A 23152-nucleotide genomic window follows, 5' to 3' on the forward strand; every position below is an offset into this window, starting at 1 on the left:
CCCCATGATCTTCTTCGCATGGCCCATCGTTCGCACCTGTCTTCCGGGTGCGTCGCCGGCTGATTGCGTCGCTTCCGACAGGTTTTGCAGGCATTGCCCGGCCGCGCGGCATGCGGCGGCCGACGTTGAGACAGTCGTCGAAACCTGTCGGGTGTGTTTCTTGAAACAGATTGTGAAACATCGCCCGATCCTGATGAGCACCGTGTTGCTTCATCGGCTTGGAATGGCAAGATGAAAATCGGCCTCGCTTGGCGGGGCCGAACGGCTGCACCGCGACGCCCAATTAACATCCGGACGCAGTAATCGTGCATTTTGCAGTGCCGCCATTGGAATATTTGGGCATTGACGACTATTATTATGCCGTAACTTATGCATATTATCAAAAGCTTTACTGATCGGCCAAAACCGGTTGCGCCGGTTAATCTTTCGTGCTATGATATGAAACACAAGGCGTTTTGCGAGAAAGTTTCAGAAACCTATATGAAATCAAGAATTCGAGGGCCGCATGTTTAGAATGCTGAATCCTTGGAACCACTGCCGGGCAGTGGGCAGAAAGAAGTTCTTTGACTTCGTAATTCTGGCTGTATTTTTGCTGTTTTTCTACGGGCCGCTGACGAATCTTCTGATGCTGGCTTTCGCGCAGATGTACAACTACCCCGACCTGATACCGGCCAGCTTCGGCTTCAAGTGGTGGGCCTTCGTAACCTCCCAGAAGACGCTGGTCAGCGCCGTCGGGCAGAGTTTCATGTTTGCCTTGGCCACCACGATTCTGTCGCTGGCGCTATGCCTTCCGGCGGCCTACGGGCTGGCGCGGTTCAAATTCCCCGGCCGCCGGTTGGTGATGTTCTCCTTCCTGCTCACCAACGCCTTTCCGAAGATCGGCCTGTACACATCGATCGGCATCATGTACTACAAGCTGAATCTGATGGGCACATTCCCGGGTGTGGTCATCATCCACATGATTAATACGATGATGTTCATGGTGTGGATTCCGACGGGCAGCTTCAGCAGCGTGCACCGGCAGCAGGAGGAAGCGGCCCGGGACTCGGGCGCGGGGCCGTTGCGCACCTTTTTCCGGGTCACGATGCCGATGGCCATGCCGGGCATCGCGGTGGCGTCCATCTACACGTTCCTGGGCTCGATGGACGAGGCGCAGGGCACGCTGCTGGTGGGCATTCCGCAGTTTCAGACCATGCCGGTGATGATGTACACGGTCATTTCCGACTATAACGTGATGGCGGCCGCCGTGTACGCGCTGATGATGATCATTCCCACGGTCGTTTTGCTGGTGCTCCTCAGGCGGTACGTGGGCCCGGAGGCCATCTCCAGCGGCTTCAAACTGAAATAAGCGAAGGATGAGGATTATGGCGGAAAAAGCGATGCCCGCGCCCAAGCTGCGCATCATCGATATGACCAAGAAGTACTCGAACGGCGACGGCGTGGAGCACATCAACCTCGAGGTCTACCCCGGCGAGATCGTGACGATGCTGGGGCCTTCGGGCTGTGGGAAGACCACCATCCTGCGCACCATCGGCGGGTTTCTCGACATCGACAGCGGCGATATCACCATCAACGGCCAAAGCATCGCCGACCTGCCCCCTGAAAAGCGCCCGACCGCGATGGTGTTTCAGAGCTACAACCTCTGGCCCCACATGCCTGTTTATGAGAATCTGGCCTTCGGCCTCAAGCTGCGCAAGATCCCCAAGGGCGAGATCGCGAGCAGGATCGAGGCGATGCTGAAGCTGGTGAGCATGTCCGGCTCGGAGAAAAAATACCCCGCGCAGCTTTCCGGCGGGCAGCAACAGCGCATCGCCATCGCCCGCAGCCTGTTGCTCAAGCCTGAGGTGCTGCTGCTGGACGAGCCCTTCTCCGCGCTGGACGCCAAGATTCGCGGCCAGATGCGGGAAGAGCTGGTGCGCATTCAGACCGAGCTTGGGATCACCGTGGTCTTCGTTACCCACGATCAGGAGGAGGCCATGGCCATCTCCCATCGCATCGTCGTGATGAATAAGGGCGTGTTCGAGCAGGTCGGCAGCCCCACCGAGATCTACGACAACCCTCAAACCCGCTACGTGGCCGACTTCATAGGCGAGATGAACTTCATCGAGGACGGAGAAACGCTGCAAGCCATCCGCCCCGAGAGCATCACCGTGGTTTCGGGCGCGGGCAAGGGGCGGATGGATGGTTTCGTGCGCACCGTCATGGTGCTGGGCCACTTCATCGAGATGAATGTGCAGGTAGGCGACAGCGTCGTGAAGTGCTTCGTCCAGCGCGAGGATTTCCAGAATTGGGGTATAGGGGACGCGGTTTCCCTTAGCTATACCACCGGGAAGACATTCCGGAAGACACGGTAAAAAGAAAGGAAGAGGTGCAAATGAAGAGGACACTGGCATTGGTTCTGAGCCTGACTCTGGCCCTGGGGTTCGCGAGCGCTTTCGGCGGCGTCGCCGTCGCGGAGGGCAAGAACCTGAACATCTGGGTCGCCGCATCGGACAACATGCGCATCCTGTTTGAAAAATGGATCGAGGTCTTCAATTCCAGCGCCGAGTACAACCCCAACGGCCACACCGCGATCCTGCAGTTCCTGCCCGCCGGCGCCGGCGGCCAGACCATCGACGACAAGCTCCTGGCCGCCGTCGGCGCGGGCCAGACGAACACCGACTTCGACCTGGTGGAGCTGGGCGACGACCAGACCGCCCGCCTCCTGGGCGAAGCGCCCGAGCTGATGATGCCCTACGACGCGGCCAAGATCCCGAACCTGGCCAACGTCAGCGCGCGCCCGCCCATCGGCGCCGAGTTCTTCATGCCCTACCGCGGCACCACCGTGGTCATGGCCTACAACTCCGAGGCCGTGCCGCAGCCGCCCAAGACCCGCGCCGAACTCACGCAGTGGATCAAGGATCACCCCGGTCGGTTCACCTACAACACACCCGGCACCGGCGGCGCGGGCGACAGCTTTGCCCGCACCAGCGTGTACGACCTGTTGCCCGAAGAGGCGCTGATGAGCGACGACGCCAAGTGGACGGAGCAGTGGGACGCGGGCTTCAAGTACCTGGCGGAAATCCACCCGAACCTGTACCAGAGCGGCGGCCGCGTGGTGTACCCCAACAAGAACCAGGGCTCGCTGGATCTGCTGGCGGAAGGTCAGATCGACATCTGCCCCATCTGGGCGGACATGGCCATCTCCCAGATACAGCAGGGCGTGCTGCCGGCCACGACCAAGATCTACCAGATCGAGCCGTCCCTCACGGGCGCGGTCAACACGCTGGCCATCCCCACCTTCGGCTCGAACCCCGACGGCGCGCATGATTTCATGAACTTCGTGCTGTCGCCCGAGGCGCAGCTGCTGCAACTCCAGATGATCGCCGCCATCCCGCTGATTCATGTGGACGACGAAGCCGCCGCGCTGGTGGCGGAACTGGACGTGAGCAAGTTCCGCACCCAGAGCATCGGCGAACTGTACGTGAAGTTCAACATGCGCTGGGAAGAGGAGATCGCGACGCTTTCCTAGGTAACCGCTGATCAAATCCCACGCGCGGTGGCGGTTGCATTTTCGCCAGCTCGGGCCCGCAGAATCCTCGACGTAGCGCTGCTACGCCTTCGGATTTTGCAAGCCCAATCCGGCAAAAATTCCCCTCGCCATCGCACGCGTGCTTTAATCAGCGCTTTCCTAAGAGAACCGAAAAGGCGGGCGTCGGTTCCGACGCCCGCCTTTTCCCCAAGGACGCCCCCAAGCGGGGCCGGTGAGGAGGAACAAGCATGCCCATGAGCCGCGCCCGGAAAAAGAGAGTGAAAAACCTCCTCGCGGCCTATGCCCTGGTGCTCCCGGCTTTCTTCGTCGTCATGGCCATCGTGGCCTACCCCATCGTGAACTCGGTGATCCGCTCCTTCACGGTGAAGGGGCAGGCCGGCTTCACGCTGGAGAACTATATCTACTTTTTCACCACGCCGCGGGAGCAGGCCAACATCCTGTACACCTTCTACGTGGTGGTGGTGACGGCGCTGCTCTCCACCGTCATCGCCTACGCGCTCGCCCTCTACCTCCGGTTTGTGAAGACCGGGACGAGCCGCCTGATCGGCAAGCTCTACCTCATCCCCCGGTTTATTCCCGGCATGGTCGCCGTCTACGCCGTCATGGTCGTCATCAAGGATACCGGCGTCCTTAACCGGGCGTCGCTCTTGTTCGGGCAGGACTTCCGGCCTGCGCTGATGTTCAACACCAACGGCCTCATCCTGATGAATCTGTGGTTTAACATCCCCTTCTCGGCGATGCTGATCGCCTCGGCGCTGTCCGGAATCCCGGATTCGGTGATTGAAAGCGCCCGGGACGTGGGCGCAAGCCGCCTGAAGGTGTTCGTCAGCATGATCCTGCCGATGTCCGTTAAGGACGTGATGGTGGCCGCCACCTTCGTGTTCATGGGGAACGTGGGCACCTTCACCACCGCATACCTCATCATGGGCTCCACCACCCCCAAGATGCTCGGCATCTCGCTGTTCGATCAGTTTACGAGGTACGGCAACATGGAGCGTGCGGCCGCCGTGTCGGTCATCATGTTCCTGATCTGCTCCGTCTCCGCGGTGGTGTACATCTACACCAATCTGAAGGAGCGGGCCTGGGAAAAACAATAAGGCCCCCGCCGTCCCCGAAGGGCGCGGAGGCGCTCAGGCGGGCGGCGTGCCCGCCCGCTCGGCGGGCATTGGCTCATCCGTCCACGTAGATCGGACTCGTGAAGGCCAGCAGTTGGCCGGTCTTGCCCATGTAGTCGCCCAGAACCTCCAGCCTGAGCCAACCCGGCCAGAGCGGAAGCGTAAAGCCGCCGCGCTCCACGGGCGCGCCCCCGCAAGGAGCCGCGGCTACAGGCGCGCCGTTTTGCACCAGCGCGATCTCCCGGGGGACGATGCCGAAGCCCTCCCACTGGGCGGCGCGGGCGGTGGTATCCAGCGCCCAGCGCAGGTTCGCGTCGCCCGGGCGGAGGCTCTCGCCCAGGCCGAACGCGCGGCCCTTCTGCTCCGCCGCGAGGGAAAGGGCCGGCCCGCTCGTCACGTAGGTGCGCCCCGCGCGCAGGGCGTCCCGGGCGGTGCGCGTATTCACCACGCCGCCCTCCACGCCCAGATAGGTCACCGGCATGTGGAACCTTTCCGCGTCGCGGCCGTGCCAGTCCCGCCCGTTGGCGGCCGCCAGCCTGTGGCCGCGGTTCAAAAGATCCGTCCAGAACTGGAGGGCGAGTTCATTGATGGGGTTGAGGACCGGGAACTGCTCCGACCAGACCTCCACGTAGTCCACGTTCCGCCAGTCCCTGACGTTGAACTCCCAGTGGCAGCCGGTGCAGAAAGGGCTGCCCAGCGCGTAGGGGTGCGCAATGCCCACCACGCCGTTCGCCGCATGGACGGCGCGGGCGCAGTCGTCGATGGTGTCGGGGGTCGCGAGCCGCCAGTCCACGTATTCGTCGGCGCCCAGCACCAGCATGTGCCCGTAAAAGGTGGTCCACTCGATGCCCCTGACCACCGGCAGGGTCTCGGCCTCCAGCGAGGGGAGGAGATCTTCCCAGCCCGACATGGTGTTGTGGTCCGTCAGCGCGACGCCGTCCAATTCTCTCGCCTTGCAGGCGCGGCAAAGCGCCTCCACGGTGAACGTCCCGTCGCTGTGCAGCGTATGCGAGTGCATCTCAAGCGATTTGTACGCGATCATGGATTTTCTCCCTCCCGCAGCGCGCTGACGATCAGACGGTAGGCGACCTCGGGCGAAGTGATGGAGTGGACGTTTATCACCGCCCGCCAGTGGCCGGCGGTGGCCCCGTGACGCACGAAGCCGGGCGAAGAACCTGCCGCCGAGAGCGTGTGGACTTGATGCGCCGCATGGCGGTGGGCGCAGCCCAGGTAGATCCCCTCATGGTCCAGCGAAAAGGTGAGCAGGTTGACCAGGGTTTCGCCCATCTTCAGGTTTTGGGCGTACTGCGGCAGCTGGTAGCGGGGCACATACCGGCCGATGCTGGCCCGAACGGCCCGCAGCGAGAGCGCCGTGTCCTCAATGAACTTGGGGCTATACTCGCACTCGAACCGGAGCGCGCGGCAATCCTCCGGAAGAAAAAATTCGACGCCGCGGTTGGTTTTATCGTCCTCAAGGTGGAAAAGAAGCGTTTGATCGAGTACAATCATATGGTTTGCCTCCTATTCTTTCCGCGTAAGCGGGCAATGGCCCGGCAACCATTCAAAGGTGGGAATCAGCATGAACATACGGGAATTCGCGGCGTACTGCGACGTCTCGCCGGCCACCATCTCCAGGTATTTCAGCGGCAGCGCCTCCATGAGCCCCGAGCTCAACGAGCGGATCCGCAGGAGCGTACAGAAGACCGGCTACCAACCCTCCGCCAAATATCAGCGGCGCAAAAGCGGGCTGCTGGAGCCCATTGTAACCGTCATCCCGTATCTGCACCATCGCTTCCAACTTGATATCCTTTCGGAACTGCAAAAGTATTGCGACGAATTGGAACGATCCATGCTGATCCTGTGCTATCATGAGAAGCAGGAGCCCAGCGTGTGCCTGACCCGGATCCGGGCGCTGTCACCGGCCGGCGTCGTGCTGCTGCACGAAGGCGGCGACACCCTGTTTTACAAGAGCCTGTCGGATCTGCGGATTCCCCTCGTGGTATGCAGCGGCCTGTCCGCCACCCGGCAGGTGTCTTCCGTACGCATCGACGATCTGGCGGCCGCCTATGACGGCGCCAACTACCTGCTCCGGCTGGGCCACCGCAACATCGGCATCATCTCCGACAAGGCGGAAGCCATCGGTTCGGGTTCCCAGCGCATCATGGGCTGCAGGAAGGCGTTGGCCGACGCCGGTCTGGCCCTGCCGGAGGAAAACATCGCCTACGCATGGTACTCCTTTGAGGATGGCTACCGTGGGATGGAAACCCTGCTGGGGCGCAACCTTGGCATTACGGCGGCCTTTGTCTTCAGCGATGAAATGGCCGCCGGGGCAATGGCCTGCCTGCATGACCACGGCGTGAAGACACCGGACGATATTTCGGTGCTCGGCTTTGACAACGGCAGCCAGGCTTTGGAAACCCGCCCCGCGCTGAGCACCGTCGCCCAGCCGGTGGAACAAATCGCCCGCCGCAGTATCGACAAGCTGTTGGAGCCGGGCGGCCAGAATGTGGAGAGCATCACGCTGCCCCACACCATTGCCATTCGGGAAAGCTGCCGAAAGCTGTGAGGACGGCGGTTTCACACCCCGGGCCGCGGTCCCGGGCGATTGCCCGGCGGCGGCCTCCTTTGTTATAGGGCCAAGAGATATGCATCCCATGATTATGATACAAGACGGATGCAAAGAAATCAAGCGCGCGCCCAATGTAACCTGAATGAAACCTGGATGGCCTTGAATGGATCGCCCCATCGCTTCGCCTTTGCCGTACGGAAGGTGCCGCAAAGCGATGGGAATCATGCGCTTTTCATGCAGCTTGCCACCGCCTTTCATGCTCCAGTCATATAAGCACGCTATACTGAGCGCATCCACCAACGCGTGGAATTAAAAGACAGGAGATGACAACCATGAAGAAGGGATCTTTCAACAACGGAATGAAGCGCCTGGTCGTGATGTGCGCGCTGGCGCTGGCGGTAGCGCTCCCGATTGCGGCACTGGCCGAGGCTGCGAATCAGACGACGGACCCATCGGACGCGGCCATGTTGGCGGCAGCCGACGATACCGGCGCGGTCGCTTATGGCAGGAAGTACGGCCGCGGCGTGGCCGACGGCTACGGTATGGGCTACTGCGGTTGCGGCTATGGCCTTGACACCGGTTCACTGACTGACGAACAGAAGGCCGCCTACGACAGCGCGTTATCGCTGTATGAGCAGGTCGAGGATGCGGTGCTGGCCGACCTGATAACCGCCGGTATCGTGAACCAGGCGGACGTGGATGCGTACATGGCGCAGCGCGCCTCGTGCAAGTCACTCGCCGAGCTCGATCAGAGTGCCTGGACTGCCGAGCAGTATAAGGCTTTCTACGAAGCCAACGCCAAGTCCGGCGACGACCGCAGGGCGGCCATGCAGGATCTCGCGGATGCGGGCCAGCTGACCCAGGCGCAGGCGGACGCGCTGAGCGCTCAAGGCCAGAGCGACCTGTGGATAAAGATCGCCCAGAACGCGAATACCAATTCCACCATTCAGAACGCCATCGCGACGCTTCGGCAGGCGCGGCGGACGTTGAACGGCTCGCTGCGCGACGCGGGCATGACCAACATGGGCAGGGGCGGCATGGGCATCAGGGGCGGCATGTGCATGGCCGGGATGAACGAGGGCGCAACAGGCGCCAGGTTCGGCTCGGGTACGCGAGGCGGCGGACGCGGTCGTTCCAATGCCCGGAATACCGATTCCAACCACATGATGGGCAGAAAGGGCGGCCGGAACTGACCGGCAAGCCGGTATGCGAGGTCAGGGCGGGAGTATCCCCGCCCTGCCTTCATCCCCTGCTTCATTGCCCGGAACGCTGAGCCGTGTTATAATTCTCCCATCAATCCTTTTTAGGGGGCGCTTCGAAATGAAGGTTCTGATCGTGGACGACGAGCCCGGCATCCGGACGGTCATTCGAGAATATGTGGAATTTGAGGGTTTCGAAGCCGACGAAGCGCGGGACGGCATGGAAGCGGTGGAAATGTGCCGCGCGAACGACTACGATATCGTAATCATGGACGCGATGATGCCGCGCCTGGACGGATTCTCGGCGTCCAAGCAGATCCGGAAAGAAAAGGATATCCCCGTCCTGATGCTCAGTGCGCGGGGCGAAGAGTACGACAAGCTGTTCGGGTTTGAAATGGGAGCGGACGACTACGTCGTCAAGCCGTTCTCGCCCAAGGAGCTGATGGCACGCATCCATGTGATCGTCAAGCGGCATCAGGCTGCGGCGGGATGCGCGAATAAGGAAGAGGGCGCGGGGGTTCTCGCGTTTCAAGGCCTGCGCATTGACACGCTCGGCCGCAGCGTGTCGGTTGGCGGCCAGAAAGCCGATCTGACGCCGAAGGAATACGACCTTTTAATCTACCTCGTCCAGAACAAGGGGATCGCGCTGACGCGAGAGCAGATTCTGAGCGCCGTTTGGGGCTACGACTACTACGGCGACGACCGAACCGTGGACGCGCAGGTAAAGCTGCTGCGCGGGAACCTGGGCCCGTACCGGGACTACATCGTCACGCTCCGAGGGGTGGGATACAAATTTGAGGTTTGACAGGCGTTCGATTGGCGTCAAGCTGTTTGCGTACTTCACGGCGTTTGCGGCGACGATCCTCTGCCTTCTGTGGCTATTGCAGACGGTGTTTCTGCAAAGCCTGTACGAGGGCATGGCGACCCAAGCGCTGGAGCGCGTGGCGACCGAACTGGCGGCGGCGCGGAACGTATCCGATTTTGAGAGCCTGCTCGACCAGGCGGCATACGAGAACAGCATCCTCGTGTACCTGATCGATGCGAATGGCGTCGTATCCTACACAACCGACGAGCACATGAGAACGCGCGCCAGGGGTGAGCGCAGAGGCCGCGGCGGCATGATGCGCATGCTGCCCACGGACTACCCGGACTTTATCGCGCGCCTCAACCAGAGCGCGGACGGGCGTGTGAAGTACACGCTGGGATCGAGCGCCTCAGACGCAAGGACGCTGGTGATCGGCGTGGCGCTGGACAACGCGGTGCTGTACATCTCCACACCGCTCGCCCCCCTCGGTATGACGATTGGAATCCTGCGCCGCCAATTGTGGTATGTCAGCATCGTGGCGCTCGTCATGGGTCTGATTATTGCGTTTTTCATCTCGCGCAAGTTTACGCGGCCTGTCGCCGCGATTACAAAACAGGCGGAACGCCTGGCAGAGGCGAAATTTCCGGAATCCTTCGACAGGGGATTTTGCTCCGAGTTGGACCGGCTCTCGGATACGCTGACCTATGCGAGCCGTGAGCTGGGCAATGTCGAGGGTCTCCGGCGCGAGCTGATCGCGAACGTATCGCACGATCTGAAGACGCCGCTGACGATGATTAAGGCATATGCAGAGCTGATCCACGACATCAGCGGGGACAATAAGGCGAAGCGAGAGGCCCACCTCGACGTCATTGCGGCCGAGGCGGACCGGCTGACGAAACTGGTCAACGACATCCTATCGCTCGGCGAGGTGCAATCGGGCGGCGCGGCGCTGATCCTGGAGCAGGTAGATGTGGGCTCGGCTGTCGAACGCGTGATGTCCAGATTCGAGCCTCTGTTCTCCAAGGAAGGGTATTCATTCCAAGCCGAGATCGACCCGGATCTGATGGTGCGGGCCGAAGGCCGCCGGATCGAACAGGTGCTGTACAACCTGATCGGAAACGCGATGAACTACGCCGGCGCGGACAGGCAGGTGCTGGTGCGCGCAAAGGGCCTCAAAGACGCGGTGCGCGTCGAGGTCAGCGACCACGGCGAGGGCATCTCGGAGGCAGAGCTGCCCAGGATCTGGGAGCGCTATTACAAGGCCAAGGAACACGTGCGCGACAAGGCGGGCACGGGGCTTGGACTTTCGATCGTGAAGGGGATTCTCGACATGCACGCAGCCAGGTATGGCGTTGAGAGCCGCCTGGGCCAGGGGAGCACGTTTTGGCTTGAACTGATGCGATGATCTTGCATTATTATTCGCTTTGTAGTAATATAGGTATCGATAATGAATATATTCGGACTTAGGCGGAGGGCGGCCGATAAAAAGGCGCTGCCGGCATGCCGCGCTTCGCCCGGGATATACATACGGCCATCGCGGTTTTCCCCGCAAACAGCGCCTGCCATCCGATCTGCCGCGAATCTGACGGCGGTTTTTCGCCGTGCCCCCCGAGGAACGTCGCTCCACGATCCATGCAGGCTTCCCGCATAACCCTGCTTCAGGCATCGCTGCAGCCCCATCAGCCTTAGCCACGCCCGACTGCGCATGGTTCTCCTGCGTACCGCTTCTTTGGTCAGCCGCATTTGCGCTTAACGGCGTCAGCGCCGACGCGCTCTCCAGCGACCCGGTACAGCCACCGGATCCGGCAACTCCTGCGCTACCGCCTTACCGGCGGCTGTACGTCGAGCTGCTTGCACACCATGGACTGCTCGCGCGGGGTGAGCCTGCGGTAGGATTCGACGATGGCCCGCTCGTGTTCGGAGGTCTTGAAGCCGACGGTTTCGCAGGTGAGCACTTCGCGCACGTCGGAGCGCCCGGCCAGATAATCGAGCGACACCTTGAAATAATTGGAAATTTTGAGCAGCACGCTGTATCGGGGCGTGGCCTTCCCGCTTTCCCAATTGGCGACGGACGATTGGTTGACTTGCGCAATTCTCGCCAACTGCGCCTGCGAAACGCCGCGCTCCTCGCGCAAGCTCCTGATTCGATAGCGAAACAAAACGCTCACCTTTCCGACTTCATTGTTTCCTCTTGAATCATACCGGAAACCGCGGCATCATCAATTTAAGTGGTAGAAATTATTGAATATAGCAATTAGATATGCTATTATTCAATGTAAATTATGCTTATAAACTGAGTCGGAGGGAACGGTAGCGATGGACATCTACACCGAATTGGGCGCGCGCGTTCGAACGCTGCGCAAGGCGCGCCGATGGACGCAGACGGAGCTGGCGGGGAAGGCGGGGATATCGGTTTCCTTTCTGGGACACATTGAGCGGGGCACGCGCAAGCTGTCCATCGAAACGCTGGCGCGGCTGGCGTTTGCGCTCGACGCGCCGATCGACCGCCTGATGCCCACGTTTTGCCATGGCACACCCGTCCCGGTATACGACCATGGCGACATCCTGCGCGCGCTCGCCCCGCTCCACGCGCTGCTGGGCGTCAAGGCGGGGCCGGCTCAATAGCGGGGCGGACCGATATTGGGATATACCCTCGATCCCCAATATCACCAATCCCCCTTTTTTTCTGGTTGATCTTTCCGCCGAGTTTGTATATAATATGTAATTGGATATGCGGACAGGGATTCCGCACCGTCGGGAGGGGTACCAATGAGCAGGGTATACGAGATCAAACATCCGCTGATTCAGCACAAGATTTCGCTGATGCGCGACGTCAACACCGGCACCAAGGACTTTCGGGAACTGCTCGGAGAGATTTCCATGTTGATGGCCTACGAGGTCACGCGCGATCTTCCGCTCAAGGAAATCGAAATAGAGACCCCGATTTGCAAGTGCACAACGAAGGTTTTGAGCGGCAAGAAGCTGGGCGTGGTGCCCATCCTGCGCGCGGGCCTCGGCATGGTGGACGGCATCATGAAGCTGGTGCCGGCCGCCAAGGTGGGTCACATCGGGCTGTACCGCGACCCGCAGACGCTCAAGCCCGTCGAGTACTACTGCAAGCTGCCGCCCGACGTCGAGGAACGCGAGTTGATCGTGGTCGATCCGATGCTGGCGACCGGCGGTTCGTCGGTGGCGGCGATCGGCTTTTTGAAGGCGCGCGGCTGCACCTCGATCAAGCTGATGTGCCTGATCGGCGCGCCCGAGGGCATCAAGGCGGTGCAAGCGGCGCATCCCGAAGTGGACATCTACATCGGCGCGATCGACGAGAAGCTCAACGACCACGGCTACATCGTGCCGGGGCTCGGCGACGCGGGCGACCGTATCTTTGGGACAAAATAACCGCCACCGGGGGAGGGGAACGCTTTGTCGGTTACCGTGCTGGGGCAGATCGAGCAGGCCGAGGCCGAGGCCGAGCGGATCGTCAGGGACGCGCAGCTTCAGGCCCGCGAAATGATAAAGTCGGTGGAGGAGGCGGGCGTACACCAGGCGCGCGAGGCCCAAAAGGCGCTCGGCGAGGAGGCGCAGCGGCGGCTTGAGGAGGCGCGCGTGCTGATCGGCGACGAGATCAAGTCGCTCGAGCTGCGGCGTGCCGCCGAGCGCGAGGCCATGCGCGAACGGGCGCGCGCGCGCGTTCAGGACGCGGGGCGATCGGTCTTTGAAAGGATTGTTGCTGATGGCCATCGCTGAGATGAAGAAGCTCACGCTGTTGGGGCTAAACCGTGATAAACACCGGCTGCTCAAGGCGCTGCAGCGCCTTTCTTGTGTGGAGATCGTGGCGCAGGACGCGGCCGAAGAGCGCCCGGCACCCGAGCTCGAAGAGAGGCGCGCGCAGGAGTTGAGCCAGCGGATCGCGCGGCTCGACCTGGCGATATCGCGGCTGGCGGCGTTCGACTCGAACAAGCCGGGGCTGCTGTCCGTGCGCCCCGAGGCCGGCGACGACCAGGTCGCCGCGGCGCTGGGCGCGGCGGGCGAGGTCATGGAGGTCGTCGATCGGCTGGAGGAGATCGAGCGTACGCGCGGCGAGCTGCGCGCGCGCGAGGCGCGGGAGAAGGCGCTGCTTGCCCAGCTTACGCCCTGGGAGGCGCTGGACCTGCCGCTCGAGGAGACCAGGGAGACCCGATCGGCCGAGGTGTTGTTGGCGACCATGCCGCTTCGGGGCTGGCCCGTGCTCGAGCAGGGCTGCGCGCGCCTGAACGCGGTCTGCGTCCAGCAGGTGCCGGGCGGGCGCGAAGGGGTGAACGCGCTGATCGCGCTGCACAAGTCCGAGGCGGAGGCGTTGGGCGCGCTGATGCGCGAGGCGGGCGCGGCGCGCGTGTACTTTGAGGGGCTGACCGGCACCGCGGCGTTGGCAATCGACCAGGCAAACGGACGGCTTGCGCGCCTGGACGAGGTGCGCGCGCAGCTGACCGAGGAAGTGCGCAAGCTGGGCGAGCATCTGCCGCGCATGCGGCTGCTGCGCGACATCGAGGCCGCCGAGCGCGACCGGGTGGTCGGCGCGCTCAAGTGCGCAAATACGCAGTCGGCGTTCCTGCTGACCGGCTGGCTGCCCGCGAACCGGCAGCAGGCGGTCGAGGCCGAGATCAAAAAGATCGCGCCCATCTGCGAACTGACATTGGAAGACCCCGCCGAGGGCGAACAGCCCCCGACTTTTTTGGTGAACAAGTCCTACGTGCGTCCGTTTGAGAGCATCGTCAAGATGTTCTCGATGCCCGACCCGAACGGGTTCGACCCCACCTTCATCATGATGCCGTTCTGGGTGTGCTTCTTCGGCATGATGGTGTCCGACGCCGCCTATGGCATCATTCTGGGCGTGGCGGCCTCCTACATCTATGTGAAGCTCAGGGGCCGCGGGATCGGCCAGATGGCGTTCATCCTGGCGCTGGGCGGCCTGTCCACGGTGTTCTGGGGCGCGATGTACGGCGGCTGGTTCTCGATCGAGGGCATTCCGGCGCTGCTGCTGGTGCCGATGGAGGACCCGATCGGCATGCTGGCGCTGTGTATGGGGCTGGGCGCGCTGCACCTGTTCACCGGGCTCGGGGTGGCCGCCTATATGAACATCCGGCGCGGCAAGCCGCTGGATGCCCTGCTGGATCAGGGCAGTTGGATGATGCTGCTGATCGGCCTTGCGTTGCTGGCCGTGTCAAAGAGCGTGGGCATGGTGCTGTCAATCGCGGGCGCTGCGGGCATCGTCCTGTTCGCCAGGCGCGACAAGCCCAACTTCTTCAAGCGCATCCTGGGCGGGCTGGGCGCGCTGTACGGCGTGAGCGGCTACCTATCGGACCTTCTGTCCTACGCGCGGCTGTTTGGCATGGGCCTGGCGACCGGCGTCATCGGCATGGTGTTCAACACCTTGGCCGGCATGATGTGGGGCAGCCCGGCGGGCTCGGCCGCCGCGATCCTGATCCTGGTGGTGGGGCACACGTTCAACCTGTTCATCAACGCGTTGGGCGCGTACGTGCATTCGTGCCGGTTGCAGTTTATCGAGTTCTTCGGCAAGTTCTACGAGATGGGCGGGCGCGACTTCAGCCCGCTCGCGGTGAACGGCCGCTATGTGGACATCCGGGGCGAGGAGTTTTAGCCAACTCGCGGCGCGGTGCCGCTTATATGAATTGAAACGAAATGGGGAGGGCATTACGTATGGAATTCATCGGTGTGGGTCAGTTCTTCGCGCTGCTGGGGGCGGCGCTTGCCGTGTTGCTCGCGGGCATCGGCTCGGCCAGGGGCGTGGGCATCGCGGGCGAGACCGCGACCGGCGTGCTCGCCGAGAACCCCGACGTGTTCGGCCAGGCGATGGTGTTGCAGCTGCTGCCCGGTACGCAGGGCATCTACGGCTTCCTGATCGGCTTCATCGTGATGCTCAAGCTCAATGTGCTGGGCGGCATGGTGGCCGTCACGCTGTCCGAGGGGTTGTGGATCCTGGTCGGCTGCATGCCGGTGGCCATCGTCGGCCTGATCTCCGCGATCTATCAGGGCAAGGTGGCCGCGGCCGGCATCTGCCTCCTGGGCAAGCGTCCCGAGGCCGGCGGCCAGGGCATCACGCTGACCGTCATGGTCGAGACCTACGCGGTGCTGGCGCTGCTGGCGTCGTTCCTGATCGTGCAGTTCCTGCCGATTGCATCGCTGGCGTAGCCGGTCACGCGGATCCGGCCGCGGCCGTATTCGCATGAGCGGGGCTACGGGGGAAGGGAGAGGACCCGATTGAACGCACAGGCCATTACCGAAAAGATCATCGAGGAGGCGCGCGCCGCCGCCGCCGACGTGCTGCGCGAAGCGAGCGAGAAGATCGACCGCATTCACGCCGAAGCCGAGCGCGAGGCCGAGCGCAAGCGCGAGGCCGCGGCGGAGCTTGCGGACGCCCAGGCGGCTCAGCTGCGCGATCGCATGCTGCGCATGGCCGAGCTCGATCAGAAAAAGGCGCTGCTTAAGGTCAAGCGCGAGGTGATCGACGAGGCCTTTGGGGACGCGCTTGCGCGGATGCATAAAATGGATGCCGACCAAAAGAAGGACTTTTTCGAGCGGCTGCTGCTCGCGGCCAGCGAGCAGGGCGAGCAGCTGGTGGTGGGCCGGGCCGACCGCGCGCTATTCGACGAGGCCTATATGACGAGGCTGAACGCGGCGCTGCGAAAGGCGGGCAAGCCACCCGTAGAGCTGTCGGACGAGGTGGGCGACGGCGGGGGTTTCGTGCTCCGGCGCGGGGGACTCGCGGTCAGCTGCACCTTCGAGTCGGTGCTCGATGAACAGAGGCCCCGGCTCGAGGCCGAGGTGGCGGCCGCGCTGTTCGGCGCGTCATGAGATCGGAGGGATACGCTTGCCACAGCTGAGTTACGGCTTTGCGATCGGTCGCGTGCAGGTGCTTTCGAAATCGCTGCTCAGCGGGGCGGCGATTGGGCGGCTGCTCTCGCTCGATACGATCGAGGACGTGGCGCGCGCGCTGACCGAGCTTAATTGGGGCGATGTGCGCGGCGCCCGGGACATCGAGCAGGCCGCAGAACATCACGTGCAGGCCGCGGCCGCGCTGGTCAGGGACACTTCGCCCGACGCGGCGGCCACCGACTGCTTCCTGGTGCGCTACGACGCGCTCAATTTGAAATTGCTCGTCAAGGCGCGGGCGCTGGGTCAGCTGGACGGCCTGCCGCTCTCGCCGAACGGGCTGATCGATGCCCAGCGACTGCGCCGCGCGGTCGAGGAGCGGCGCTACGCCGAACTGCCCGATGAGTTCCTGGACGCGATGGAGCGGATCGAGGGGCGCATCGCCGTGAAGATGGATCCGCTGTTCGTCGACGCCGAATTGGACAAGGCGGCCCAGCGCTTCATCAACCGCAGGATCGAGGATACGAACGACGCGGTGATCCGCGCGTATTTTGCCGAGCGCACCTGTATGCTCAACCTGCTGATCGCGCTGCGCAGCCACGCGATCGGGCGCGACGGGGCGTTCGCGCGCGAGATGCTGCTGCCGGGCGGAACGCTGGACGAGGACGCGCTTGCACAGGTCGCGGACGCCCCCGAGCGCGCGGCGGCGCTTATCTCCGGCAAGCCCTACGCCGGGGCGCTGGCGGCGACGCTCAAGCGTACGCCCGTGGATTTGGCCGAGGTCGAAAAGGCCGTCGACGACCGCCTGGCGGGGCTGCTGAGCGGCCACAAAAATGAAACGCTGACCATCCGTCCGCTGGTGGGCTACCTGCTCGCGCGCGAGCGCGAGGCGGGTGCGGTGCGGCTGATCGCCACCGCGAAGGCGGCGAATGTGCCGATCACGACCATCGAGCGGCGGCTGCGCGCCATGTACTGAAAAGGGGGGCAGGCGGATGTCAAATGAGATTGCGGTCGTCGGCGCCCGAGATGCGGTGCTGGCATTCAAGGCGCTGGGGCTCACGGTCTGCCCGGTGGCCGGCGCGCAGGAGGCCTCGGCGGAAGTGTTCCGCCTGGCCGAGGGCGGCGCGGCGGTGATCTTCATCACCGAGGAAGTGGCCGCCCAGATCGGGGAGACCATTTCGCGTTACAAATCCCGGGCGCTGCCGGCGATCATCCCCATTCCCGGCGCGTCGGGCGCGACCGGCGAGGGCATGAGGCGCATTCGCGCGAACGTCGAGAAGGCCGTCGGCGCGGACATACTATTTAAGGGAGAGGGATAAGCCGATGCGACAGGGAATCATCACGAAGGTCGCCGGGCCGCTGATCGTAGCCGAGCACATGGCGGACGCCACCATGTACGACGTGGTGCGCGTGTCCGAGCACGGGCTGATCGGCGAGATCATCGAGCTGCGCGGCGACCGCGCTTCCATACAGGTCTATGAGGAAACGGCGGGGTTGGGGCCGGGCGAACCGGTCGTTTCGACCGGCGCGCCGCTGTCGGTGGAGCTCGGGCCGGGGCTGATCGAGTCGATCTTCGACGGCATCCAGCGCCCGCTGACCGCGATCCGCGCGAAGGCCGGCGACCGCATCACGCGCGGTGTACGCGTGAATTCGCTCGACCGCGAGCGGCTGTGGGTGTTCGAGCCTACCTGCAAGGTGGGTCAGCAGCTGTCCGCCGGCGACGTGCTGGGCACGGTCGATGAGACCGCGGTGGTTGTGCACAAGATCATGGTGCCGCCGGGCGTCGCGGGCGCGGTGGAGTTTATCCACAAGGGCAACGCCAAGCTTGAGGATGTGGTCGCAAGGCTGCGCACGGCGGGCGGCGAGCTGCACGAGATCACGATGCTGCAGCGCTGGCCGGTGCGCCGGGGGCGGCCCTACCGCGAGAAGCTGGCCCCGAACGAGCCGATGGTCACCGGGCAGCGCGTCATCGACACCTTCTTTCCGATCGCGCGCGGCGGCGTGGCGGCCGTGCCCGGCCCGTTCGGCAGCGGCAAGACCGTGGTGCAGCACCAGCTTGCGAAATGGGCCGACGCCGACATCATCGTGTACGTGGGCTGCGGCGAGCGCGGCAACGAGATGACCGACGTGCTGATGGAGTTCCCCGAATTGCACGACCCGCGCACCGGCGAGACGCTGATGAAGCGCACCGTGCTGATCGCCAATACCTCCGACATGCCGGTCGCGGCGCGCGAGGCCTCGATCTACACCGGCATCACGATCGCCGAGTACTACCGCGACATGGGCTACAAGGTCGCCATCATGGCCGACTCCACCTCGCGCTGGGCCGAGGCGCTGCGCGAGATGTCGGGCCGGCTCGAGGAGATGCCGGGCGAGGAGGGCTATCCGGCCTACCTATCCAGCCGCATCGCCGAGTTCTACGAGCGCGCCGGCTGGGTCAGGTGCCTGGGCGGCGACGCGCGCGAGGGCGCGATTTCGGCGATCGGCGCGGTGTCGCCGCCGGGCGGCGATATTTCCGAGCCGGTTTCGCAGGCCACGCTGCGCATCGTCAAGGTGTTCTGGGGGCTGTCGGCGGCTCTGGCCTACAAGCGCCACTTCCCCGCAATCGACTGGCTGCAGAGCTATTCGCTGTACCTCGACCGCATGGAACAGTGGTTCAGCGACTTCGTCGCGCCCGACTGGAACGAAAAGCGCGCCGAGGCCATGCGCATCCTTCAGGAAGAGGCCGAGCTCGACGAGATCGTGCGGCTCGTGGGCGTGGACGCGCTCAGCTTCAAGGACCGGCTCACGCTCGAAGTGGCGCGCATGATCCGCGAGGACTATCTGCACCAAAACGCGTTCGACGAGGTGGACACCTACACCTCGCTCAAGAAGCAATACCGCATGCTGTCGCTGATCCTGGACTTCCAGGTCAAGGGACAGAAGGCGATTGCCGGAGGGGCCGATCTGTCGAAGGTTTCCGGCCTCAAGGTGCGCGAGCGCATCGGCCGTGCCAAGTACATCGCCGAGACGGAGCTCCAGCAGTTCGACGCCATCGAGGCGGAACTGAACGATCAGATGGCCGCGCTCGGCGAAGGAGGGCTGTAACATGCTGAAGGAATACTCCACCATCCGCGAGGTGGTCGGCCCGCTGATGCTGGTCGAGGGCGTGAGCGGGGTCAAGTACGCCGAGCTGGTCGAGATCGAGCAGCAGAGCGGCGAAAAGCGCCTGGGCCGCGTGCTCGAGATCAGCGGCGACCGCGCGATGGTGCAGCTGTTTGAAAGCTCGCTGGGCCTCACGATCGAGTCTTCCAAGGCGCGCTTCCTCGGCCGCTCGATCGAGCTGTCGGTGTCGATGGACATGCTGGGCCGCGTGTTCGACGGGCTGGGCCGCCCGCGCGACGGCGGGCCCGAGATCATCCCCGAAATGCGCATGGACGTCAACGGCGCGCCGATCAACCCGGCCGCGCGCGACTACCCCGACGAGTTCATCCAGACCGGCATCTCGGCGATCGACGGGCTGAACACGCTGGTGCGCGGCCAGAAACTGCCGGTGTTCTCGGGGAGCGGACTTCCGCACGCGCAGCTCGCCGCTCAGATCGCGCGCCAGGCGAAGGTGCTCGGCGGCGGCTCCGAGAAGTTCGCCGTGGTGTTCGGCGCGATCGGCATCACCTTCGAGGAGGCCGACTTCTTCATCAGCGATTTCAGAAGGACCGGCGCGATCGACCGCACGGTGCTGTTCATGAACCTGGCCAACGACCCGGCGATTGAGCGCATCAACACGCCGCGCATGGCGCTGACCGCCGCCGAGTACCTGGCGTATGAAAAGGACATGCACGTGCTGGTCATCCTGACCGACATCACCAACTACGCCGAGGCGCTGCGCGAGGTGTCCGCCGCGCGTAAGGAGGTGCCGGGCCGGCGCGGCTACCCCGGCTACCTGTACACCGACCTCGCCAGCCTCTACGAGCGCGCCGGGCGCATCCGCGGCAAGCGCGGCTCGGTCACCCAGATTCCCATCTTGACCATGCCCGAGGACGACAAGACCCATCCGATCCCCGACCTGACCGGCTACATCACCGAGGGTCAAATCATCCTGAGCCGCGAGCTGTACCGCAAGGGCTTGCAGCCGCCGATCGACGTGCTGCCGTCGCTCTCGCGCCTCAAGGACAAGGGCATCGGCGAGGGCAAGACGCGCGAGGATCACGCGCCCACGATGAACCAGCTGTTCTCGGCCTACTCGCGCGGCAAGGACGCCAAGGAGCTGGCGGTCATCCTGGGCGAGGCGGCGCTTTCCGAAATGGATAAGCTGTACGCCAGGTTCGCCGACGCCTTTGAGAAGGAGTACGTATCGCAGGGCTACGGGGCCAATCGCCCGGTCGAGGAGACGCTCGAGCTCGGCTGGAAGCTGCTTGCGATCCTACCCCGCTCCGAGCACAAGCGCATCCGCGACGACATGATCGACAAGTACTGGCCGAAGGAGGCGTAGCCATGGCGCGGATCAACGTCAATCCGACGCGCATGGAGCTGACCCGCCTGAAAAGGCGGCTCAAGACCGCCGAGCGCGGGCACAAGCTGCTCAAGGACAAGCGCGACGAGATGATGCGCCGGTTCGTGCTGCTGGTGCGCGAAAACGCGCGGCTGCGCGCCGAGGTGGAGGACGCGCTTTCGAAGGCGCTGTCCGAGTTCGCATTGACCAGCGGCGTGATGCAACCCGCCATGCTCGAGGCCGCGGTGCTCTATCCGGCGCGCACCGCCGCGCTGACCGTGGGCCGGAACAACATCATGTCGGTCGAGGTGCCGAGCATCACGGTCGATCTTGAGAGCCTGAAGGAGGCGCAGCTGTCCTACGGCTTCGCCGAGACCTCGCCCGCGCTCGACGGCGCCATCGCGGGCCTGGCCGCCGTGCTCCCCGACATGATCCGGCTGGCCGAGATCGAGAAGGTGTGCAACCTGCTGGCCGACGAAATCGAAAAGACCCGCCGCCGCGTGAACGCGCTCGAATACGTGATGATCCCCGATCTCAACGAGACGATCCGCTACATCACGATGAAGCTGGACGAGAACGAGCGCGGGGCGCTGACGCGACTGATGAAGGTGAAGGAAATGATTCAGGCGCGCTGACGCGAGAGAATGGAAATTTGAGCGGGGAGGGCTACGGCCCTCCCCGCTCCCCCGTAGGGGGTATGCCCGCTTGGGCTACGCGTCAAACAGGCTCGGGCGACCTGAGGTTGCCCCTGCGGCGTTACACCCATGTCCGGGGCTTTACCCCGCACTTGCATGAAAGAAGGCTCGCCGATGAAGGATATGCTCATCCGCCCCGAGCGCCCCGAGGAGCGGCGCGCGGTGGAATCGCTCGTGCGCGAGGCGTTTTGGAACCTGCATGTGCCCGGCTGCGACGAGCACCTGTGCTTGCATCATCTGCGGTCCAGCCCCGACTTCATCCCCGAGCTCAACCTCGTGGCCGAGTTGCGCGGACAATTGGTCGGGCAGATCGCCTACACCCGCGCGCGGATCGAACGCCCGGACGGCGGCGCGCTGACCGTGGTCTGCTTTGGGCCGGTGGCCGTGCTGCCCGGACATCAAAGGCGGGGGATCGGCTCGGCGCTGATCCGGCACTCGCTGGACGAGGCCGCGCGGATGGGGCACGAGCGGGTGCTGATCTACGGCGACCCGCGCTACTACGCGCGCTTCGGCTTCCGCAGCGGCGAGGTGTACGGCATCAGCGCCGCGGACGGCGTATACGCGGTGGCGCTGATGGCGCTTTCGCTTAAACCCGGCGCGCTTGCGCACGCGGCTGGTCGGTTCGTCGAGAGCCCCGATTACGAGACCGATCCCGAGGAACTCAAGGCATTCGACGCCGGGTTCCCGCCCAAGCAGAAGGCCCAAACCGAATCGCAGCGGGTGTTCGAGGTGCTGCGAAGCCTGCGTTATTGAGGCGCGGCCCTGCATCCGGCTGCGGCCGTATGCGAGGGAGGGAGAACGAGGCCGGATTGCTGAAAACCCTGCGGGGTCTTCAGCAATCCGGCTGGTGGAATTGATTCCGAGTCGGGCGGGCAAGCTCGCCCTTTGTCGGAATCCCCAGGTACCGGCAGAGCCGGCATCTGGGGTTAAACTTGGGGGGCTGCGGCCCTCCAAACCTCCCGGGGTTTCGTAAGCGATGGATCTGATTTGTTGAGGTGTTTATGGATTACGAGGTGGTTTCGAGGGCGGCGCTCGAGCGCCACGGCTTTCGCTTTACCCATTCGCTCGGCCAGAACTTCCTGCTGAACGCCGAGATCATCGGCCGCATCGCCGACGCCGCGGATGTCGGGGCGGGTGTGAACGTGCTCGAGATCGGCGCGGGCGCGGGCGTGCTGACCGCCGAGATGGCCGGGCGCGGCGCGCGGGTGTACGCGCTCGAGATCGACCGCGCGCTCGAGCCGGTACTGCGCGAGGTGCTCGCGCCCTATTGCGATGTGCAGCTGGTGTTCGAGGACGCGCTCAAGTGCGACCTTTCCGCGCTCGCGGCCGGGGCCTTCGGCGATGGGCCCTATCGGGTGGTGGCCAATTTGCCCTACCACATCACGTCCGACATCCTGCTCAAGCTGGTGGCGCTTGCGCCGCCGCCCGCCTCGATCACGGTGATGGTGCAGCAGGAGGCCTGCGAGCGGATTCTCGCGCAGCCGGGGCAGAAGGCCTACTCGGCGTTGGCGGCGACGATTCGCTACCACGGCGAAGCCCGCGCGCTGTTCGCCGTCGGCCCGCACGCGTTCACGCCGCCGCCGCATGTGGACAGCCGGCTGTGCCGGATCGACCTCTATGAAGAAAAGCCGGTGACGGCGAAGAGCGATGTGCAGATGCGCCGCGTGATCCAGGCGGCCTTCGCGATGCGCCGCAAGACGCTGGCCAACAACCTGGTCGCCGCGTTCGGCCTGAACCGCGAATCGGCCGTCGCGCTGCTCGAGGCGTGCGGCATCGACCCGCGCGCGCGCGGCGAGGCGCTGGAGCTGTCGGCACTGGCGAGGGTGGCGGACGCGCTGATGGATTAAGCGTTCCTCGTCGGTGAGATCGGTCCCGACACTTGGGCCGTCTCTGCGAGCG

The 23152-nt window shown here is 63.9% G+C and carries 25 protein-coding genes; 21 read left to right on the forward strand and 4 right to left on the reverse strand.

The features are described from left to right. Window positions 1-283, reverse strand: a 283-nt coding sequence (locus ACH6CV_RS15575; protein WP_456359135.1) for a hypothetical protein, incomplete at its 3' end; no start/stop codon positions are given. Window positions 284-505: 222 nt separating this feature from the next. On the opposite strand from ACH6CV_RS15575, the gene ACH6CV_RS15580 reads away from it, so the two are divergent. The 4 genes from ACH6CV_RS15580 to ACH6CV_RS15595 all read left to right on the forward strand — a co-directional run bounded on the left by ACH6CV_RS15580 (window position 506) and on the right by ACH6CV_RS15595 (window position 4629). Then, the gene (locus tag ACH6CV_RS15580; protein ID WP_456359136.1) at window positions 506-1348 is read left to right on the forward strand and encodes an ABC transporter permease; all 843 of its coding nucleotides are present in this window, start codon (window positions 506-508) and stop codon (window positions 1346-1348) included. A gap of 16 nt (window positions 1349-1364) precedes the next feature. Continuing rightward, a complete protein-coding gene (locus ACH6CV_RS15585) occupies window positions 1365-2354 on the forward strand; it encodes an ABC transporter ATP-binding protein (protein WP_456359137.1) in 990 nt (329 codons plus the stop codon). 20 nt (window positions 2355-2374) lie between these two features. Next, window positions 2375-3511 (forward strand): extracellular solute-binding protein, encoded by a 1137-nt coding sequence (locus ACH6CV_RS15590; RefSeq protein ID WP_456359138.1) that lies wholly within the window; start codon window positions 2375-2377, stop codon window positions 3509-3511. A gap of 248 nt (window positions 3512-3759) precedes the next feature. Next, window positions 3760-4629, forward strand: a complete 870-nt coding sequence (locus ACH6CV_RS15595; protein ID WP_456359139.1) for an ABC transporter permease — start codon at window positions 3760-3762, stop codon at window positions 4627-4629. A gap of 73 nt (window positions 4630-4702) precedes the next feature. Here ACH6CV_RS15595 and ACH6CV_RS15600 read toward each other — a convergent pair whose 3' ends face one another. Together ACH6CV_RS15600 and ACH6CV_RS15605 are read right to left on the reverse strand one after the other, a co-directional pair. Then, a complete protein-coding gene (locus tag ACH6CV_RS15600; protein WP_456359140.1) occupies window positions 4703-5689 on the reverse strand; it encodes a CehA/McbA family metallohydrolase in 987 nt (328 codons plus the stop codon). Then, complete coding sequence (locus ACH6CV_RS15605) at window positions 5686-6156, reverse strand: hypothetical protein (protein ID WP_456359141.1); 471 nt, start codon at window positions 6154-6156, stop codon at window positions 5686-5688. The genes ACH6CV_RS15600 and ACH6CV_RS15605 overlap by 4 nt, the downstream gene beginning before the upstream one ends. Before the next feature lie 70 nt (window positions 6157-6226). On the opposite strand from ACH6CV_RS15605, the gene ACH6CV_RS15610 reads away from it, so the two are divergent. The 4 genes from ACH6CV_RS15610 to ACH6CV_RS15625 all read left to right on the forward strand — a co-directional run bounded on the left by ACH6CV_RS15610 (window position 6227) and on the right by ACH6CV_RS15625 (window position 10625). Continuing rightward, window positions 6227-7213, forward strand: coding sequence for a LacI family DNA-binding transcriptional regulator (locus tag ACH6CV_RS15610; protein ID WP_456359142.1), 987 nt, complete (start codon window positions 6227-6229; stop codon window positions 7211-7213). 335 nt (window positions 7214-7548) lie between these two features. Beyond that, window positions 7549-8409, forward strand: a complete 861-nt coding sequence (locus ACH6CV_RS15615; RefSeq protein WP_456359143.1) for a hypothetical protein — start codon at window positions 7549-7551, stop codon at window positions 8407-8409. Window positions 8410-8536: 127 nt separating this feature from the next. Next, entirely contained in the window at window positions 8537-9220 is a 684-nt protein-coding gene (locus tag ACH6CV_RS15620) for a response regulator transcription factor (RefSeq protein ID WP_456359144.1), read from the forward strand. Then, entirely contained in the window at window positions 9210-10625 is a 1416-nt protein-coding gene (locus ACH6CV_RS15625; RefSeq protein WP_456359145.1) for a sensor histidine kinase, read from the forward strand. The genes ACH6CV_RS15620 and ACH6CV_RS15625 overlap by 11 nt, the downstream gene beginning before the upstream one ends. A 412-nt stretch (window positions 10626-11037) precedes the next feature. Here ACH6CV_RS15625 and ACH6CV_RS15630 read toward each other — a convergent pair whose 3' ends face one another. Next, window positions 11038-11379, reverse strand: a complete 342-nt coding sequence (locus ACH6CV_RS15630; protein WP_456359146.1) for a helix-turn-helix domain-containing protein — start codon at window positions 11377-11379, stop codon at window positions 11038-11040. A gap of 157 nt (window positions 11380-11536) precedes the next feature. Here ACH6CV_RS15630 and ACH6CV_RS15635 point away from each other — a divergent pair, with 157 nt between their 5' ends. The 13 genes from ACH6CV_RS15635 to rsmA all read left to right on the forward strand — a co-directional run bounded on the left by ACH6CV_RS15635 (window position 11537) and on the right by rsmA (window position 23100). Then, window positions 11537-11845 carry a helix-turn-helix domain-containing protein gene (locus ACH6CV_RS15635; RefSeq protein WP_456359147.1) on the forward strand — a complete coding sequence of 103 codons (309 nt, stop codon included), beginning with the start codon at window positions 11537-11539 and terminating at the stop codon, window positions 11843-11845. A 144-nt stretch (window positions 11846-11989) separates the two neighbouring features. Further along, the gene (gene upp, locus ACH6CV_RS15640; RefSeq protein WP_456359148.1) at window positions 11990-12619 is read left to right on the forward strand and encodes a uracil phosphoribosyltransferase; all 630 of its coding nucleotides are present in this window, start codon (window positions 11990-11992) and stop codon (window positions 12617-12619) included. Between the two features lie 24 nt (window positions 12620-12643). Further along, the gene (locus ACH6CV_RS15645) at window positions 12644-12967 is read left to right on the forward strand and encodes a hypothetical protein (RefSeq protein WP_456359149.1); all 324 of its coding nucleotides are present in this window, start codon (window positions 12644-12646) and stop codon (window positions 12965-12967) included. After that, the gene (locus ACH6CV_RS15650) at window positions 12954-14858 is read left to right on the forward strand and encodes a V-type ATP synthase subunit I (RefSeq protein WP_456359150.1); all 1905 of its coding nucleotides are present in this window, start codon (window positions 12954-12956) and stop codon (window positions 14856-14858) included. The genes ACH6CV_RS15645 and ACH6CV_RS15650 overlap by 14 nt, the downstream gene beginning before the upstream one ends. Window positions 14859-14917: 59 nt before the next feature. Continuing rightward, window positions 14918-15409 (forward strand): V-type ATP synthase subunit K, encoded by a 492-nt coding sequence (locus ACH6CV_RS15655; RefSeq protein WP_456359151.1) that lies wholly within the window; start codon window positions 14918-14920, stop codon window positions 15407-15409. Between the two features lie 69 nt (window positions 15410-15478). After that, complete coding sequence (locus ACH6CV_RS15660) at window positions 15479-16072, forward strand: V-type ATP synthase subunit E (protein WP_456359152.1); 594 nt, start codon at window positions 15479-15481, stop codon at window positions 16070-16072. A gap of 16 nt (window positions 16073-16088) precedes the next feature. Beyond that, window positions 16089-17066 carry a V-type ATPase subunit gene (locus ACH6CV_RS15665; RefSeq protein ID WP_456359153.1) on the forward strand — a complete coding sequence of 326 codons (978 nt, stop codon included), beginning with the start codon at window positions 16089-16091 and terminating at the stop codon, window positions 17064-17066. A gap of 16 nt (window positions 17067-17082) precedes the next feature. Beyond that, window positions 17083-17409: a V-type ATP synthase subunit F gene (locus tag ACH6CV_RS15670; protein WP_456359154.1), complete on the forward strand. Its 327-nt coding sequence runs from the start codon at window positions 17083-17085 to the stop codon at window positions 17407-17409. 4 nt (window positions 17410-17413) lie between these two features. Then, window positions 17414-19177: a V-type ATP synthase subunit A gene (locus ACH6CV_RS15675; protein ID WP_456359155.1), complete on the forward strand. Its 1764-nt coding sequence runs from the start codon at window positions 17414-17416 to the stop codon at window positions 19175-19177. Window position 19178: 1 nt separating this feature from the next. Next, complete coding sequence (locus tag ACH6CV_RS15680; protein WP_456359156.1) at window positions 19179-20558, forward strand: V-type ATP synthase subunit B; 1380 nt, start codon at window positions 19179-19181, stop codon at window positions 20556-20558. A gap of 2 nt (window positions 20559-20560) precedes the next feature. Continuing rightward, the gene (locus ACH6CV_RS15685) at window positions 20561-21193 is read left to right on the forward strand and encodes a V-type ATP synthase subunit D (RefSeq protein ID WP_456359157.1); all 633 of its coding nucleotides are present in this window, start codon (window positions 20561-20563) and stop codon (window positions 21191-21193) included. 174 nt (window positions 21194-21367) lie between these two features. Continuing rightward, a complete protein-coding gene (locus tag ACH6CV_RS15690) occupies window positions 21368-22006 on the forward strand; it encodes a GNAT family N-acetyltransferase (RefSeq protein WP_456359158.1) in 639 nt (212 codons plus the stop codon). A gap of 248 nt (window positions 22007-22254) precedes the next feature. Further along, window positions 22255-23100 (forward strand): 16S rRNA (adenine(1518)-N(6)/adenine(1519)-N(6))-dimethyltransferase RsmA, encoded by an 846-nt coding sequence (rsmA, locus tag ACH6CV_RS15695; RefSeq protein ID WP_456359159.1) that lies wholly within the window; start codon window positions 22255-22257, stop codon window positions 23098-23100. Window positions 23101-23152 lie beyond the last annotated feature (52 nt).

It is taken from the genome of Anaerozeibacter quisquiliarum, assembly GCF_051162045.1.
Taxonomy (GTDB): domain Bacteria; phylum Bacillota; class Clostridia; order Christensenellales; family Aristaeellaceae; genus Anaerozeibacter; species Anaerozeibacter quisquiliarum.